Source organism: Noviherbaspirillum massiliense JC206 (genome assembly GCF_000312045.1).
GTDB lineage: Bacteria > Pseudomonadota > Gammaproteobacteria > Burkholderiales > Burkholderiaceae_D > Noviherbaspirillum > Noviherbaspirillum massiliense.
The window spans coordinates 265268-278960 of record NZ_HE978635.1; the positions used below are offsets into that span (position 1 = coordinate 265268).

At 59.5% G+C, this 13693-nt stretch carries 17 protein-coding genes; 12 read left to right on the forward strand and 5 right to left on the reverse strand.

The features are described from left to right. Positions 1 to 247 precede the first annotated feature (247 nt). Entirely contained in the window at positions 248 to 1315 is a 1068-nt protein-coding gene (locus HGHM_RS16755; RefSeq protein WP_161603790.1) for a glycosyltransferase, read from the forward strand. A gap of 33 nt (positions 1316 to 1348) precedes the next feature. On the opposite strand, the gene HGHM_RS16760 is transcribed toward HGHM_RS16755, so the two are convergent. Then, positions 1349 to 2443 carry an alkene reductase gene (locus HGHM_RS16760; protein WP_019142715.1) on the reverse strand — a complete coding sequence of 365 codons (1095 nt, stop codon included), beginning with the start codon at positions 2441 to 2443 and terminating at the stop codon, positions 1349 to 1351. Positions 2444 to 2677: 234 nt separating this feature from the next. On the opposite strand from HGHM_RS16760, the gene HGHM_RS16770 reads away from it, so the two are divergent. Together HGHM_RS16770 and HGHM_RS21700 are read left to right on the forward strand one after the other, a co-directional pair. After that, entirely contained in the window at positions 2678 to 3667 is a 990-nt protein-coding gene (locus HGHM_RS16770; RefSeq protein WP_019142717.1) for an aldo/keto reductase, read from the forward strand. Positions 3668 to 3727: 60 nt separating this feature from the next. Beyond that, positions 3728 to 4579: an SDR family oxidoreductase gene (locus tag HGHM_RS21700; protein ID WP_019142718.1), complete on the forward strand. Its 852-nt coding sequence runs from the start codon at positions 3728 to 3730 to the stop codon at positions 4577 to 4579. Positions 4580 to 4603: 24 nt separating this feature from the next. Here the strand turns inward: HGHM_RS21700 and HGHM_RS16780 are convergent, their stop codons facing one another. Further along, on the reverse strand, positions 4604 to 6244 hold the full coding sequence (locus HGHM_RS16780) for a Na+/H+ antiporter (protein ID WP_019142719.1): 1641 nt from the start codon (positions 6242 to 6244) through the stop codon (positions 4604 to 4606). Between the two features lie 441 nt (positions 6245 to 6685). Beyond that, positions 6686 to 7453 (reverse strand): phage integrase N-terminal SAM-like domain-containing protein, encoded by a 768-nt coding sequence (locus tag HGHM_RS16785; protein WP_245549289.1) that lies wholly within the window; start codon positions 7451 to 7453, stop codon positions 6686 to 6688. Between the two features lie 55 nt (positions 7454 to 7508). Here HGHM_RS16785 and HGHM_RS23260 point away from each other — a divergent pair, with 55 nt between their 5' ends. The 9 genes from HGHM_RS23260 (at position 7509) to mscL (ending at position 11976) form a co-directional block, all read left to right on the forward strand. Continuing rightward, positions 7509 to 7751, forward strand: a complete 243-nt coding sequence (locus HGHM_RS23260; RefSeq protein WP_148415724.1) for a hypothetical protein — start codon at positions 7509 to 7511, stop codon at positions 7749 to 7751. A gap of 53 nt (positions 7752 to 7804) precedes the next feature. Beyond that, positions 7805 to 8116, forward strand: coding sequence for a hypothetical protein (locus HGHM_RS23265; RefSeq protein WP_148415726.1), 312 nt, complete (start codon positions 7805 to 7807; stop codon positions 8114 to 8116). Positions 8117 to 8247: 131 nt separating this feature from the next. Continuing rightward, positions 8248 to 8589 (forward strand): YciI family protein, encoded by a 342-nt coding sequence (locus HGHM_RS16790; RefSeq protein WP_019142721.1) that lies wholly within the window; start codon positions 8248 to 8250, stop codon positions 8587 to 8589. Between the two features lie 125 nt (positions 8590 to 8714). Continuing rightward, complete coding sequence (locus tag HGHM_RS16795) at positions 8715 to 9044, forward strand: EthD family reductase (RefSeq protein WP_019142722.1); 330 nt, start codon at positions 8715 to 8717, stop codon at positions 9042 to 9044. A 139-nt stretch (positions 9045 to 9183) separates the two neighbouring features. Beyond that, on the forward strand, positions 9184 to 9636 hold the full coding sequence (locus HGHM_RS16800) for a DUF3592 domain-containing protein (RefSeq protein ID WP_081583598.1): 453 nt from the start codon (positions 9184 to 9186) through the stop codon (positions 9634 to 9636). A gap of 80 nt (positions 9637 to 9716) precedes the next feature. Beyond that, positions 9717 to 10232 (forward strand): DUF1697 domain-containing protein, encoded by a 516-nt coding sequence (locus tag HGHM_RS16805; RefSeq protein ID WP_075111755.1) that lies wholly within the window; start codon positions 9717 to 9719, stop codon positions 10230 to 10232. Between the two features lie 105 nt (positions 10233 to 10337). Further along, positions 10338 to 10622: a hypothetical protein gene (locus HGHM_RS16810; protein ID WP_019142725.1), complete on the forward strand. Its 285-nt coding sequence runs from the start codon at positions 10338 to 10340 to the stop codon at positions 10620 to 10622. A gap of 86 nt (positions 10623 to 10708) precedes the next feature. Then, positions 10709 to 11095: a hypothetical protein gene (locus HGHM_RS16815; protein ID WP_019142726.1), complete on the forward strand. Its 387-nt coding sequence runs from the start codon at positions 10709 to 10711 to the stop codon at positions 11093 to 11095. 473 nt (positions 11096 to 11568) lie between these two features. Beyond that, positions 11569 to 11976 carry a large conductance mechanosensitive channel protein MscL gene (gene mscL, locus HGHM_RS16820; RefSeq protein ID WP_019142727.1) on the forward strand — a complete coding sequence of 136 codons (408 nt, stop codon included), beginning with the start codon at positions 11569 to 11571 and terminating at the stop codon, positions 11974 to 11976. 39 nt (positions 11977 to 12015) lie between these two features. On the opposite strand, the gene HGHM_RS16825 is transcribed toward mscL, so the two are convergent. Then, on the reverse strand, positions 12016 to 12231 hold the full coding sequence (locus HGHM_RS16825) for a hypothetical protein (RefSeq protein ID WP_019142728.1): 216 nt from the start codon (positions 12229 to 12231) through the stop codon (positions 12016 to 12018). A gap of 409 nt (positions 12232 to 12640) precedes the next feature. Continuing rightward, a complete protein-coding gene (locus HGHM_RS16830; protein ID WP_019142729.1) occupies positions 12641 to 13645 on the reverse strand; it encodes a fasciclin domain-containing protein in 1005 nt (334 codons plus the stop codon). Positions 13646 to 13693 lie beyond the last annotated feature (48 nt).

A 13693-nucleotide genomic window follows, 5' to 3' on the forward strand; every position in this document is an offset into this window, starting at 1 on the left:
CTTATGGAAAAGCCCGCATTTTTGCGTGCCGGAATGCCACGCCTGCCAGTCATGCGCCCATTCGCCGCGCATCGCCTTGCGCAAACAGAGTGCGAGGACGCGGCGCGACGACCGGCAGGCATCGTGATGGCGTTGAGCGGCTTTGCTGCAGGTGCTCGTTCTGATGAGGAACAGTGCCCCGGCGTGCAAGATCGTCGATGAGCAAGGATGTGCGGACGTGTCGCCCTCTGGCAGCCCGAAGAGCGTCATGCGGATTCGGCCCGGTGCCGAACCGATGCGCTCGCTGCTGATCGGCGCGCTGCCTCCGCCCTGGCATGAAACCACGGCATTGTTCAAGCAACTGGTGGATGACTTGTCGGGCGTGCCGGAGATGCGCACCGCAGTGATCGATACTGCCCGCAGGGGCATCGGGCACTGGTCGGGAAAGTTCCATGCCCCGCGCATGCTGGGCATGCTGTTGCGTGCCGTGCGGAAGGCGGATGTGATATCGCTGCACGCGTCGGTGAACGAAGCCCTTCTGCTCGGGCCGCTGGTCTGGATGGCATGCAGGATCTTCCGCAAGAGCTGGATCTTCCGCGGCTTCGGCGCCGAATTCGATCTCTGGTACCAACAGGCGTCCAGGGCGAGGCGGATGGTATTCCGGCGCACGGTGCTGCGCGCCGATGTCACCCTGTTCGAAACCAAGGCATCGGTAGCGCATTTCGCGAAAATCTCGCGCCGCCAGGTGCGGTGGTATCCGAATAACCGGCCATTTGAGGAGTCGTCCCGGCCGCTGCGGCATCAGGCCGGCTCGGCGCTGCGCTTCCTGTATGTCAGCCATGCCGCCATGGACCGGGGCATGCGCATGCTGATGGAAGCAGTGGATGACTTGCACGGCCAGGTCCAGATCGATGTGTATGCGCCGCCGGACCTGGGCATGCGGGAGGCTTTGCACGGCAAGAACATCGCCTATCGCGGTAGCCTGGCGCCCAGCCAGGCGGCACAAGCGATGCAGGCTTACGACGTGCTGGTGCTGCCGGTGCATGAGGAGCGCGAAGCCTATCCCGGCATCATCCTTGAAGCCTTTCGCGCCGGCCTGCCGGTCATTGCCGCGCGCGCGCGAGCCATTCCGGAAATCGTCGACGACAGTTGCGGCCTGCTGGTCGCGCCGGGCGATGTGAGCCGGCTCAGCGCGGCAATGCAAGTCTTCATCGATGATCCGCAGCGCCTCACAACGCTGAGCGAGGGAGCGCTGGTCAAGGCGCGCGAGTTTTCTTCCCGCTTCTGGAGCCGCGAATTCGTGCGGCTCAACCGGGAACTGATCGTGATCGCGTGATCGCCGCGCAGATATCGCAGAGGACCGTTCCGCTTATGCCGCATCCAGCGTGGGATAGTCGATGTACCCTTGCGCGCCGCCGCCATAAAAGGTTTGCGGATCGGGCGTGTTGAGCGGCGCATTCTTCCTGAACCGGTCCACCAGGTCGGGATTGGCAAGGAACAGCTGGCCGAATGCCACCAGGTCCGCCAGTCCCGCTTTCAGCACCGCGTTCGCGCGCTCGCGGTTGTAGCCGCTGGCGACGATCAGGATGCCGGGATAGAGCGGGCGGAAGAAGCGCGCCGAAAGGTCAGGCATCGGATGCTCGCCCTGCGGCTGCGCCGGCTCGATCAGGTGCAGATAGGCCAGCTTTCTCGTTGCAAGCTGCCGTACCGCATAACCGAAGGTTTCCTGCGGATTGCAGTCGCACATGTCATTGAAGGTGCCGCCCGGCGACAGGCGCACGCCGACGCGGTCGCTGCCCCAGACGTCGGCCACCGCATCCACCACTTCAAGCAGCAGCCGCGCCCGGTTCTCGATGCTGCCGCCATACTGGTCGGTGCGCTGGTTGGTGCCGTCTTCGAGGAACTGGTCCAGCAGATAACCGTTGGCGCCATGAACTTCTACGCCGTCGAAGCCGGCCGCCTTCGCGTTCGCTGCGCCATGCCGGAATGCCTGGATGATGTCCGGTATCTCATCAGTCTCCAGTGCGCGCGGCGCCGGTATCGGCTTCAGGCCGTCGGCGGTATAGGTCGATACGCCGCGCGGCGCGATCGCAGAGGGCGCGACCGGCAAGGCGCCGTTGAGGAAATCCGGATGGGAAATGCGGCCGACGTGCCATAGCTGCATGAAGATCAGGCCGCCGGCGCGATGCACCGCATCCGTCACCTTTTTCCATCCTTCCACTTGCGCATCGGTATGGATGCCGGGTGTCGCGATGTAACCTTGTCCGCCGGCACTTGCCTGCGTGGCTTCGGTGATGATCAGCCCGGCGCTGGCGCGCGAGCTGTAATAGGTTGCCGCCATCGAGGAAGGCACATTGCCCTGCTCGGCGCGGCTGCGCGTCAGCGGTGCCATCACCATCCGGTTCTTCAGGTGCAGCTTGCCCATCATCAGCGGCGTAAACAGATCGATTGCTTGCGTGTCCATGGATTGCCATTCCTTTCTCGCGGGCCGGGCGTCATGCCCGGATTCAATTGCGGCGCTCGCGGGCCCGCTTTGCCTTCATGCATATCGGTGTTTGAAACGAGCCGTGCCGGCTGGTTCCATGCCCGCGCCTGTTGCCTGCGGCACTGTCCAGAACTTCGCCGCTCCCATCCTGTCCACGCTTGACACCCGTATCAACGTCAATCCTGCCCTCGGGATTGCGACAAAGGAGGCATCATGAAAATGCGTCGCCTCGGCAAGAATGGCCCGGAAGTGTCGGCCATCGGTCTGGGTTGCATGGGGATGAGCGATTTCTATTCGCACCGCGACGACCAGGAATCGATCGCCACCATCCATCGCGCCATCGAGCTCGGCATCACGCTGTTCGATACCGCCGACATGTATGGTCCGCACACCAATGAGGCATTGCTTGGCCGGGCCATCAAGGGCGTGCGCGACCGGCTGTTCATTGCTACCAAGTTCGGCATCATGCGCACGCCGGAAAACCCGAACGATTTCCGCGTCTGCGGCCGCCCCGACTATGTGCGCCAGGCAGTGGACGGCAGCCTGAAGCGCCTCGGCATCGATACCATCGACCTGTACTACCAGCACCGGATCGATCCGGACACGCCGATCGAGGACACCGTGGGCGCGCTGGCGGGCCTGGTGAAGGCAGGCAAGATCCGCTACATCGGGCTGTCCGAAGCATCGTCGCAGACGCTGGAGCGGGCAATGAAGGAGCATCCGATTACCGCGCTGCAAAGCGAATATTCCCTGTGGACGCGCGACCCGGAAGATAACGTGCTCGACACCTGCCGTCGGCTGGGCATCGGCTTCGTCGCCTACAGCCCGCTCGGGCGCGGTTTCCTGACCGGCGCCATCCGCAAGCCGGAAGATTTTGCGCCGGACGATTACCGCGCGCGCAGTCCGCGCTTCCAGGGCGAGAATTTCCACAAGAACCTGCAACTGGTGGACAAGGTAAAGGAATTTGCCGCGCAGCTCGGCTGCACGCCGGGGCAGCTGGCGCTGGCATGGGTGCTGTCGCGCGGCGACGATATCGTGCCGATTCCCGGAACCAAGCGGCGTACCTACCTGGAACAGAATGTGGCCGCCGTCGACTTGCGGGTGGACCCGCAGCAACTGGCAGCGCTCGACGCGGTCTTCCCGAAAGATGCGGCGGCGGGTCTGCGCTATCCGGAAGCGATGATGGGCGCGGTCAATCGCTGATCGGGTACAAGCGCAGGCGGCGTAAGGCGGTCTTTCTTCTTCATGAAAGAGAGGTGCATCATGATCCTCCTGACAGGCGCCAGCGGCACGATAGGCCGGGCGACGCTGGATGCGCTCAAGGCAAGCGGACAGCGCTTCAAGGTGGCGACGCGCTCCCCGAAAAAAATCGCGGAAGGCATCGAGTCGGTGAAATTCGACTGGGATGATCTCGACACCTATCTGCCGGCCATGCAGGGCGTGGACAAGCTGTTCCTGCTGACGCCGAACATCGAACGCCAGGTCGGCTATGTCCTGCAGGCAGTGGCGGCAGCCCGGCGCGCGGGCGTGAAGCATATCGTGCGGCTGTCGGTCATGGGCACCGATGCCGACCCGGGCATCATCCTCGCGCGCCAGCATCATGCGGCGGAGCGGGAACTCAAAGCCAGCGGCATCGCCTGGACCATGCTGCGCCCGACTTTCTTCATGCAAAACTTCATCAATTACTACGGCGCCGATCCGGAGCGGGACAGCCAGGTGTACCTGCCGCACGGAAGCGGCAAGGCCGCGTGGGTGGATGCGGTGGACGTGGGCCAAGTGGCGGCGAAGGTACTTGCCGGCAGCGGCTACGAAGGCCGGGTGTTCGAGCTGACCGGGCCGCAGGCCTTGTCGACGGAGGAAGCCCTGAAGATTCTCGGCACCGAACTCGGCCACAGCTACACGTACGTCGACGTGCCGGAAGCCACCGTGCGCGAGGCGATGGAAAACGCCTCCATGCCGCTATGGCTGGTGGACGGTTTCATGGAACTGCATGCCATGGTCAAGCATGGCCATTCGGAGAGCCTGGCTGGCGGGGTGGAAGAAGTCCTCGGGCGCAAGCCGCATTCACTGCAGCAATGGGCGAAAGGCTTGCGCCAGACGGTCGCCAGCACCTAGCGACAGCCTGGCCAGGCAGCCCTTCTATTTCCGGGTGAGCGCGGCTTCGATCAGGTCGATTTCCCGCAGCAGCCGCTGGTGCAGCGGATCGTCGATCAGCCCCGAGATGCGCAACCGGTAGAGTTCATCGCGTTCGGCGCGCAGCGCCTCGATTCTGAGCCGCCGCTCCGCATCCGCAATTGCCGTGGCCCGTTCCGACTCTTCCTGGACCGCATGGCCGTAATCGAGGCGTTTCCGGTACAGGTCGATGACGCGCGACGCGGCCTCCGGCATCCATGGATCTTCCTTGTTCGTGCGCAGGGCTGCCGTGCGCACTTGCTCGACGCGGCGGATGGCCGCCTCCGCGGCGGCGCTGCGTGCATGCCCTTCCTTCTTGCCCTGCGGGGCTTGCGGCGCGAATTCCAGGCCGCTCGTCAGCAGGGGCAAGGCCACGCTTGCTATCAGCAGCGACAGCAGGATCACGCCCATTGCCAGGAAAATCGCGAGGTCGCGCGCCGGGAAGGGCGTGCCGTCGGACATGGTGAGCGGCAGGGTCAGGATGCCTGCCAGCGTGATTGCGCCTTTTACCCCGGCGAAGGCGGTGACCAGAAGCATGCGCTTGAACGGCCTGCGGCCTGTGTCCACGCTGCGCGGCGCGCGGAAAAGGGTCAGCCGCAGCGACGCCCACACCCAGAGGAAGCGCAAGGCCGCCAGGGCCAGCGTGATCAGGATGACATACACGAACAGGTTCCACGTGTCGTCGATGGACGCGCTTTGCGCAGTCTTCGCAGCGGCGGCCAGGATGCCCGGCAACTGTTCGCCCAGCAGCACGAAAATCGCTCCGTTCAACACCATCTGGAGCATGTCCCACACCACATGGCGCTGGATACGCGTGGTCGCCAGCGGGCGTCCGATCAGGTCGGCGTAATGCATGGTGATGCCGGCGACCGCGGAGGCCAGGATGCCGGAGACATGCAGGTGCTCGGCAGCCAGGTAGGCGGAAAACGGAATCAGCAGGCTGATCAGGATCTGGATGCCGGGATCTTCGCCGGCGAACCGGACCAGTTGCTGGTTCGCCAGTCCGATGACCAGGGCAACCGCGATGCCGACGAGCAGTCCGCCGCCGGCCACCTGCACGAAACTCCAGGAGGCGGAGGTCAGCGAAAAGCCGCCGGTCAGCGCCGCCGCCACCGCAAAGCGGAAGCACACCAGGCCGGAAGCATCATTCAACAGCGATTCGCCTTCCAGGATATGCATCAGGCGCGAGGGGATGGGCGCGCGCGAAGCGATGGCCGACACCGCCACCGGGTCGGTGGGGGAGAGGATGGCTGCAAGCGCGAACGCGACCGCCAGCGGCATGGCGGGAATCAGCCAGTCGATGAACACGCCCATGCCCACCACGGTGAAGATCACGAGGCCGATGGCCAGCGTGAGGATGGGACGCAGGTCGCGGAAAAAGGCGCCTTTCGGAATGCGCCAGCCGTCGAGGAAGAGCAGCGGCGGGATGAAGAGCAGGAAAAAGATTTCCGGATCGAGTGGCACGTTGAAGCCAAACGCATAGGACAGGGCGGCGCCGGCGGCGATCTGCACCAGCGGCAAGGGCAGCTTGACCGGCGACAGGCGCGCAAGGAAGCCGCTGACCACCACGGCCAGCAGCAGGACCAGCACCATCGTGACTGTTTGCATGATTTCTCCTGGATGACGCGATGCATTTCATGGCATCGCACGCGGCGGTACTCCCGCTTGTGCCAGGCAGCAGCACGTCGCGCATGCCTGCGACGGCAACGCCAATCCGCGCGGCTGGATTCGAAGAAAGTGCAGTGAAGGATGCGGATGATGAAAAATTTCTTCGAACGATGATGGCTCCCCATCGATCCGGCCCTGTTTGGACTACGTGAACGCTGGAAAGATCGACGCCGCAAGAGAAGTTCGCCTGCGACGTTGGGTCATCAGAGGCAGTCTTGCGAAAAGGGAAATGCTGCAGGAGAGTCCGTAGCCGATCGCAGCCTCGATTTTACTGCCGGGAAAATTATTTTCCTAAGAAGAAGGATGGTTTGCTGGGGGCTGGAGCAGCGTGGCGGCGTCGTCGGCGGCATCCCTCCGGTGACGGAAAAGCCCATGTCACGCCTAATTCTGACCTCCAGGTGGATATTGCGCTGCCAGCGCATGCGGCAAGTACACGCCGGGGTAGCCTGCCTGCCGATCGGCTTGCCATAGCGCCCGCGAACACCGTAGCTGTTCCTGGAGCGAACAGCGAAAACCATCGGGCAGCATGAGGACGCAGTCCTTTCCTCCCTTGCCTTCGCGAACAATGATCAGCTTCCGGTCAAAATCGAGATCCTTCACGCGCAGCGACAATGCTTCGCGCAGCCGCAAACCGATGCCGTAGAGCAGGCGCGCAAGGAAGCCGGTGACCCCGTCCATTAGCGACAGAATTTGCCGTACCTCGTCGACGGTGAGCACCACCGGGATGTGTTTGGTCGGCACCGGGCGGCCAATTTCCTGTAGCCACGGCAATTCCAGATCCAGCACTACCTTGTACAGGAATAATAACGCGCTGAGCGCCTGGCGATAGGTCGAGGGCGACGTCTGCCGGCCATTGGCCAGCACGAAAAGAAAGGCTTCGACTTCTTTCCCTCCCGCCTCTTTCGGATGCCGCAAATCCTGCCAGCGGATGTACCACCGGATCCGGCACACATAACTCTTTTCAGTACGCAAGCTGTAATGCAGGTAGCGCAACCGCTCGCGCACCTGGTCCAGCAGCCGCGCGGACCTCAAAACCGGCTTGCTTGGTTTTTCGTTTGCGTTAAGACTGTGCATATGTACAGCAGGGGCGGCGAAAGCCGAGTCTGCAAGCCGGCTGGCAGAAAACGGACAAGGGATGTTATACGACAAGACGCCATGTTAAATTGGCATTTTGCGATCTATAACAAGTTAAACGGATAAATGCATGGGCAGCTGGAAACCAGTTGGTGTAGTAGTTGAAGGTGAGTCGCTTTTCGTAGACGGCATCGACGTCTGGAACAGCGGTTGGACGCGAGCCGACCAGCCCGCGGTATCGCTGGCCCACCCAAGCTATGTGAACCAGATGCACGAAATGCCGGTATATCAGATTTCTGAAGATGGAAAAACCATTACTTTTGCATGCACCGAGGTTTCAGCTAATGTCTATGCTTTTTATGTTCCCGTTTAACACATCGCTCGACCCGGACGCTACGCGCCGGTCAGCTTAGCGCTAGGCTTCGGATGGATGAGACAAAAGACATCGAAACCGTTTCGCAGTACATGAAGGCGGCAGCAGACGGACCATTTTTTCCTGAATGGGAGTTCCAAACCCTCTTTGGACTAGAGCGCGCGACTGTAAGAGAACTCGCAAATAAATTGTCGGCGACTACTCCAGTAACGGAAGACATGATTATTGCTGCGTGCAATACTTTTGCGAACCTATTTGGTTATCCATGTGGTTTTTCCAGAGAGTGGAAAAAGTGGGTAACGGTACCGCCGGAGCAAGCGGAGCTGGCCTTTGAAAGATGGCGGGCGAAATATGCACCAGCCTAACTTGGCAATCGACATCGGCTGCTTCGCGGCCGGTCATCTCAAACCTTAGGTAGCACAGAAGACACATCGCAGCTGTCACAGCGCTGAGAATAGGTGCCAACGGAAATTCGCTTGATGAAAGGTAGAGCACCATGGCCAAGTATCTGATCTCCTTCCTTAGCGCGGCGATGGCCGTAACGGACGGCGAGTGGGAGGCGGTGAGCCGCGACGCGCACGCCGTGATTGACGAGGCGAAAGCTGCCGGCGTCTACGTCTTCAGAGGCGGAATCGACGAAAACGTACCGCCCATGCTCGTCGCGGCAGATGGCGTGGTCGCCGAGGGTGGCTATCCGTGGGCACCTCCGCTAGACGGCGGCTTCACCGTCCTAGAGTTGCCCTCGCGCGACGAGGTCGTCGCGTGGGCCGCGCGCATCGCTAAAGCTTGTCGCTGCCCCCAGGAGCTGCGCGTCTTCGGGTTCGACCCGCAGTCCTGAGGGCAGCACAGAAATCGCGCAGACAGTGCAGCCTAACAAATCATCCAAGCCGAGTTTGCTTCGCGGCGCGGCTTGATTCCGGTGTTGTGTCCACCCGATCCAATCGTTATGTAACAGAGACCTTTATGATCAAAGTTAGTATTCTGTATCCTAATCAAAGTGGTGTCAGGTTCGACTTCAAGTACTACACCGAGGTCCATATGCCGCGGTCTATTCAGCTACTGAGCGCACATCCTGGTTTTAGGAGCGTCTCTGTTGAGCGTGGCGCCGGTGGGGCAGCGCCTGATTTAGCGCCAGCGTATATCGCCATGTGTCACTTCCAGTTCACAACCGTCGAGGCATTTTTAGAGGCTTTCATGCCTCACGCTTCAGAGCTACAAGGCGATATGCCAAACTACACCGATGCTGAAGCCGTCATTCAATTTAATGAGGTTCTTATTGAGCAAAGGAAATAGCTTGTGGCTCGACACGGATGGCGCGTCGCGGTCCCGTTTGGCTCGGCGTTAAAGCTAGATGTGAATAGCGAGGCTACAAGCCTTTAGATTAAAAGAGATCAGGCCCAAGCCTCTAAAGTGATTAGGTGGTGTATCTGATATGGAAGCGATACAGTCATTCTTTCTCATGATTGCGATCCTGCTAGGGTCAGTCTTTTTCACCGTCTTTGGACGCGATTTGTTGCGAAGGATGTCCCCACAAAATTGGGAGAAAATCAGCGGGCGCATTTGTAATGCGGTCGTCGAGCAAACTCAGGATATGGACGGGCCAAAACGGTTCAAAGGTAGAGTGGACTATGACTATGTCTACCGCGCTGTCATACGACGTGGCTGCCATTTTATCGGTGACCGATATACTGGATATCATGAGGCCAATGAATTATTGAAATGCTATATGCCCGGACATCCTATCGATGTCTTTGTTTACAAAAATGACCCTCAACACAGTTCTTTACATATCAAACTGCATCCCATGTACTTCGTGGCGCCCTTGTTTGGACTGGGCTTTGTATGCTTCGGTATTTATCGGTTATGGGCATTGGTTGCGCAATAATGCGAGTTAACTTATCGCTTAACAGGGATGCCGCCTCGCGGCCGTCTTCAGCTTGGCGTTAGCAGGCATTTGGAGCCCACATGGAACGTTATGTAGCTTTTCTCCGAGGCGTCAGCCCGATGAATTGCAAGATGCCGGAACTCAAGCTGTGCTTCGAAGCCGCAGGCTTTAGCGGGGTAAAGACGCTGCTGTCCAGTGGGAACGTGGCGTTCTCGGCCAAACCGGAGATCGTGCCCATTCTGGAAAAGGCAGCACAGGAAGCGATGACGAAGCACCTTGGTAGGGTATTTTTGACCATTGTCCGGCCATCAGTTTTTCTTAGGGGGCTCGTCGAACGGATGCCTTTCAGAGAATTTGACTTCCCTGCAAACTCGAAGCCGGTCATCACGTTTCTGCGAAAACCGTACGAAGAAGCAATTGTTCTCCCAATCGAGCAAGCTCAAGCCTCAATTTTGAGGCTTGAGCGCACCGAAGTTTTCTCGAGCTATGTACCAAATGAGAGGGGGCCGGCTTTCATGGCCTTGCTTGAGAAAACATTCGGCAAAGAGATCACAACAAGAACGTTAGACACAGTCAGAAAGTGCTCTGTGGCATAGAGCGAGATTCGCCTCCAGCAGCTCCAACATGATTGTGCGCAGCTCAACCATCAAATCAGATAAAGCCCGCCAACTGGTTGTTCATAAGAACGTTATAAGGCAGCTATGAATCAAGCTTCTAGGAAGGTGAATTGTGCAGAGCATGGAGAAGCAGAAATTTCCTTCGTCTGCATTCACATTGCCAAGGCCATTGACGGCGGAGAGAAAGTAGGCTTCTTTTGGTCAGAGGCAGAAGAAGGCCTGCCACCGATTGCATGGTGCGGTGCTTGCGAAGATTGGCTTCTCCAGAACGGCGAAGAATGGAGTGAGTCATTTAAGAGCAGAGCAGATTTCAAACTCATTTGCGCAGGCTGCTTCACGCTTGCCAAGCAAGTTATTTACGGTAGCTAGGTTTAGCGTTCTAACCACTCGTTCAAAGCGAAAGATAGACTCTGCGCGGTTATTTTGCCGCATAACTCCAACGTAAGCCCCATAACATGAGACGACTCGCAGCCATATTTCTACTCACCTATTCGGCATTTTGTGCCGCTGCGGACTGTCGTCCGGAAGGCGACTACCAGAGGCCGGGTAAGCATGACGATGAATTGACGGTAACTAAAGACAATGATGAATTCGAGCTGGGTCTTTCCACTTCGGGCCAGTTGATGGCTGACGGTGTTCGTACAATTGGCGCCATCAAAGGGCCATTGTCGATGTCAAGCGATGGTTGCGTCGGCGCGCTTATCAGTCCGGATGACGACTGCACCTTGTTTGTAGAGTTTGGCGTCTCCTCGGCAACGGTGCACCAATTTGGCAGTTGTAATTTCGGGAATGGAGCCTGGGGTGGCGGAAAGTACAGAAGGCTCAAGCAGCCGCGGAGTTAAGGCTTGGCTCGTCATTCAGCCACGTCGCCTGATCGCGCCCGTCAATAATGCGTTGAATGCCTGCTTCGGGCAAGGCGAGGGTTCGGTGCGGGTCGGCATACGTTCTTTTCCTTATTCGCATTGGGATTCCATTCTTTGAAGAAGAATCCGCCGAAACCCATCTCCATGTATCCAGCCACAGCCATCGCTCCTGGCCTGATGACTGTCAGCGCCATGGGCATACACACCCGCGTTCTCTGACGGATATCACGACGAATCGTGCTCGCATGCCTTTGGGCTGCAGTCGCTCCGGAAATCGAATCGAACTCCAAACGCCTTGAAAAGTGGGATTATTCCCTTGGCGGTTTTGATTCTTGATGAATACGGAAAACCATTCAAAAAACCGGCCCGCATGGATGCTTCTGTACTAATCTGGCAGTGCACGCGTTGAAGGGCCTCATCTTTTCCGAACAATTTCCGTGGGGGATTAGGGTATGGGCATGCTGAGTGAGTTTAAAGAGTTCGCCCTGAAGGGGAATGTCATGGACCTTGCGGTCGGTGTCATTATCGGTGCCGCATTTGGCAAGATCGTCGATTCCCTGGTGAATGACATCATCATGCCGGTGATCAGCAAGGTGTTCGGCGGACTGGACTTCAGCAATTACTTTATTCCGCTCGCCGGGCAATCTGCTTCCACGCTGGCCGAGGCCAAGCAAGACGGCGCGGTGCTTGCCTACGGCAACTTCATCACTGTTGCACTCAACTTCCTCATCCTGGCCTTCATCGTCTTCCTGATGGTCAGGGCGGTGAACCGACTCAGAAGATCAAGCCCCGCGGCTCCCAAGGCGCCTGCGGAAGAAGTGGTTCTTCTGCGTGAAATCAGGGACAGCCTGAAAAGATAAGCCTGTCCCTTAACGCGTTAAGCAATGGGAAGAGGATGGCTATTCATTCTTCCCAAACATGCCACCAAGGCTGGATCCCATGCCGCCAAGCTTGCCAGCCATGCCCGCGTCGCCGCTCATCAGGCTATCGATTTGAGAGCCAACCGGCCCGGGTAGCTTTTCCTTCAGGAAGTCGACCACTGTTTCCACGGCAGTCGCCGCCTTGTCTTCCGGCAGTCCCGTTCTTTCGATCAGACGCTGAATCATCTCGTTCATGTTCATTCCTCTGGAGTGGTGGGAATGTGAGCACCGTGCTCATTCCATGATTACAGCGAAACATGGATAGCGGGATGTAGCGAGCATTATCTACAGGGCGGTTGAATTACCTCAATGTCCTTACCTTCGTCCCGAGGGCATTCCATTGCAACCACGTGGCAGTCGCCGGGGAATTGTTCCGGGTATCAAGAAGGCTGCGTCTGGAGCCTGCTGGTCCAAGCCCAAATAAGCGAACTCGAGGATGGCAGGTCGTGGCTGCCGGTGCGATCTTGCCGGGCGGACCGCTGCAGCCGCCGCTCGCAGCCCATCCGGCCTAGCGTCACCAACAAAGCCTGCTTCGCTGGAAAGCGGCGATGCCCCAAGCCGTTGATCTGCTACGGGCTTGCGAACATCGCCGGGCACTATGCCTTCACAGCGTCGGGATGAGAACCTTGTCGATGACATGGACGACGCCGTTGCTTGCTTCGAGGTCGGTCACTGTGACGTTTGCCGTCGTGCCGGTCGCATCCTTGATGGTAATGGCGGAGCCGTTGCCGAACTGGATGCTCTGCTGCGCCAGGGTCGAGACCGGCACGCCGAACGGGAGGTCCGCCGCGCGCAGTTCGGAGTCGAGCGCATGGTATTTCAGCACGGTAGCCAGCTGCGTAGCGCCGAGACCTGACGGCGCCTTGGCAAACGCTGCATCGGTCGGGGCGAGTACGGTGAAAGGGCCGGTGCCGTTCAGCACACTCTGCAGGCCGGCAGTGCTAACGGCCTTGGCGAGGGCGGTGAGGTTTGGGTTCACCTGGGCCATCTGTACGACGGTAAGCACGCCGGGCGGCACCAGCACCTTGTCGATTACGTGGATCACGCCGTTGCTCGCCGCGACGTCGGCGGTGGCGACGTTGGCAACCGTGCGCGCAGCGTCGGTGAGCTTGATGCCGTCGCTGCTGTCGAGCGCCAGGCTGACCGCACAATCCGCGCGACGATACAGCGTCTCCTGAATCGGGCCGTTGGTGCTCAGGATGGCTGCGTTCTTTGCGGCAGGCAGTACGTGATAAAGGAGCACGCTTTGCAAGGTGGACGCGGGCAAGGCATTGACCATCGCGTTCGCATCGGCAAATCCCAGCCCGGCCGCCAACCGGTTGAACGCGGCGTCGGTCGGCGCAAATACCGTCAGGCGGCGGTTGGCATCACTCAGCGCGGCGCCCAGGTTGGCCTTGGTGGCCGCTGCAAGTAATGCATTGAAGCCGCGCTGCTGCGCAACCTCGACAATGCTGCCGGCAGATTGGGCGTTGCCCATGCCGCCGGATTGCTGGGCGGATGACGCTGCGGACTGGGCAGGTGGCGCATCGGTGGCGCCGGCGTTGCCGCCGCAGGCGGCCAGCACTGTGCCCGTCAACAGGAGGATGAGGAACTTGGCAGGGTATTTCATGGCAGTCTCCTGACGGGCGACGTTTGCCCGTCGTACGTCGTATGCAGG

Bases quoted from the DNA above. Each gene is read 5' to 3' on its own strand.
- HGHM_RS16795 (WP_019142722.1), top strand. From the start codon at position 8,715: ATGATCAAAGTTAGTATTCTGTATCCTAATCAAAGTGGTGTCAGGTTC.
- HGHM_RS16810 (WP_019142725.1), top strand. From the start codon at position 10,338: ATGAATCAAGCTTCTAGGAAGGTGAATTGTGCAGAGCATGGAGAAGCA.
- HGHM_RS16780 (WP_019142719.1), bottom strand. From the start codon at position 6,244: ATGCAAACAGTCACGATGGTGCTGGTCCTGCTGCTGGCCGTGGTGGTC.
- HGHM_RS16760 (WP_019142715.1), bottom strand. From the start codon at position 2,443: ATGGACACGCAAGCAATCGATCTGTTTACGCCGCTGATGATGGGCAAG.
- mscL (WP_019142727.1), top strand. From the start codon at position 11,569: ATGGGCATGCTGAGTGAGTTTAAAGAGTTCGCCCTGAAGGGGAATGTC.
- HGHM_RS16825 (WP_019142728.1), bottom strand. From the start codon at position 12,231: ATGAACGAGATGATTCAGCGTCTGATCGAAAGAACGGGACTGCCGGAA.
- HGHM_RS16800 (WP_081583598.1), top strand. From the start codon at position 9,184: ATGGAAGCGATACAGTCATTCTTTCTCATGATTGCGATCCTGCTAGGG.
- HGHM_RS23265 (WP_148415726.1), top strand. From the start codon at position 7,805: ATGGATGAGACAAAAGACATCGAAACCGTTTCGCAGTACATGAAGGCG.
- HGHM_RS16805 (WP_075111755.1), top strand. From the start codon at position 9,717: ATGGAACGTTATGTAGCTTTTCTCCGAGGCGTCAGCCCGATGAATTGC.
- HGHM_RS16755 (WP_161603790.1), top strand. From the start codon at position 248: ATGCGGATTCGGCCCGGTGCCGAACCGATGCGCTCGCTGCTGATCGGC.
- HGHM_RS21700 (WP_019142718.1), top strand. From the start codon at position 3,728: ATGATCCTCCTGACAGGCGCCAGCGGCACGATAGGCCGGGCGACGCTG.
- HGHM_RS16830 (WP_019142729.1), bottom strand. From the start codon at position 13,645: ATGAAATACCCTGCCAAGTTCCTCATCCTCCTGTTGACGGGCACAGTG.
- HGHM_RS16815 (WP_019142726.1), top strand. From the start codon at position 10,709: ATGAGACGACTCGCAGCCATATTTCTACTCACCTATTCGGCATTTTGT.
- HGHM_RS23260 (WP_148415724.1), top strand. From the start codon at position 7,509: ATGGGCAGCTGGAAACCAGTTGGTGTAGTAGTTGAAGGTGAGTCGCTT.
- HGHM_RS16770 (WP_019142717.1), top strand. From the start codon at position 2,678: ATGAAAATGCGTCGCCTCGGCAAGAATGGCCCGGAAGTGTCGGCCATC.
- HGHM_RS16790 (WP_019142721.1), top strand. From the start codon at position 8,248: ATGGCCAAGTATCTGATCTCCTTCCTTAGCGCGGCGATGGCCGTAACG.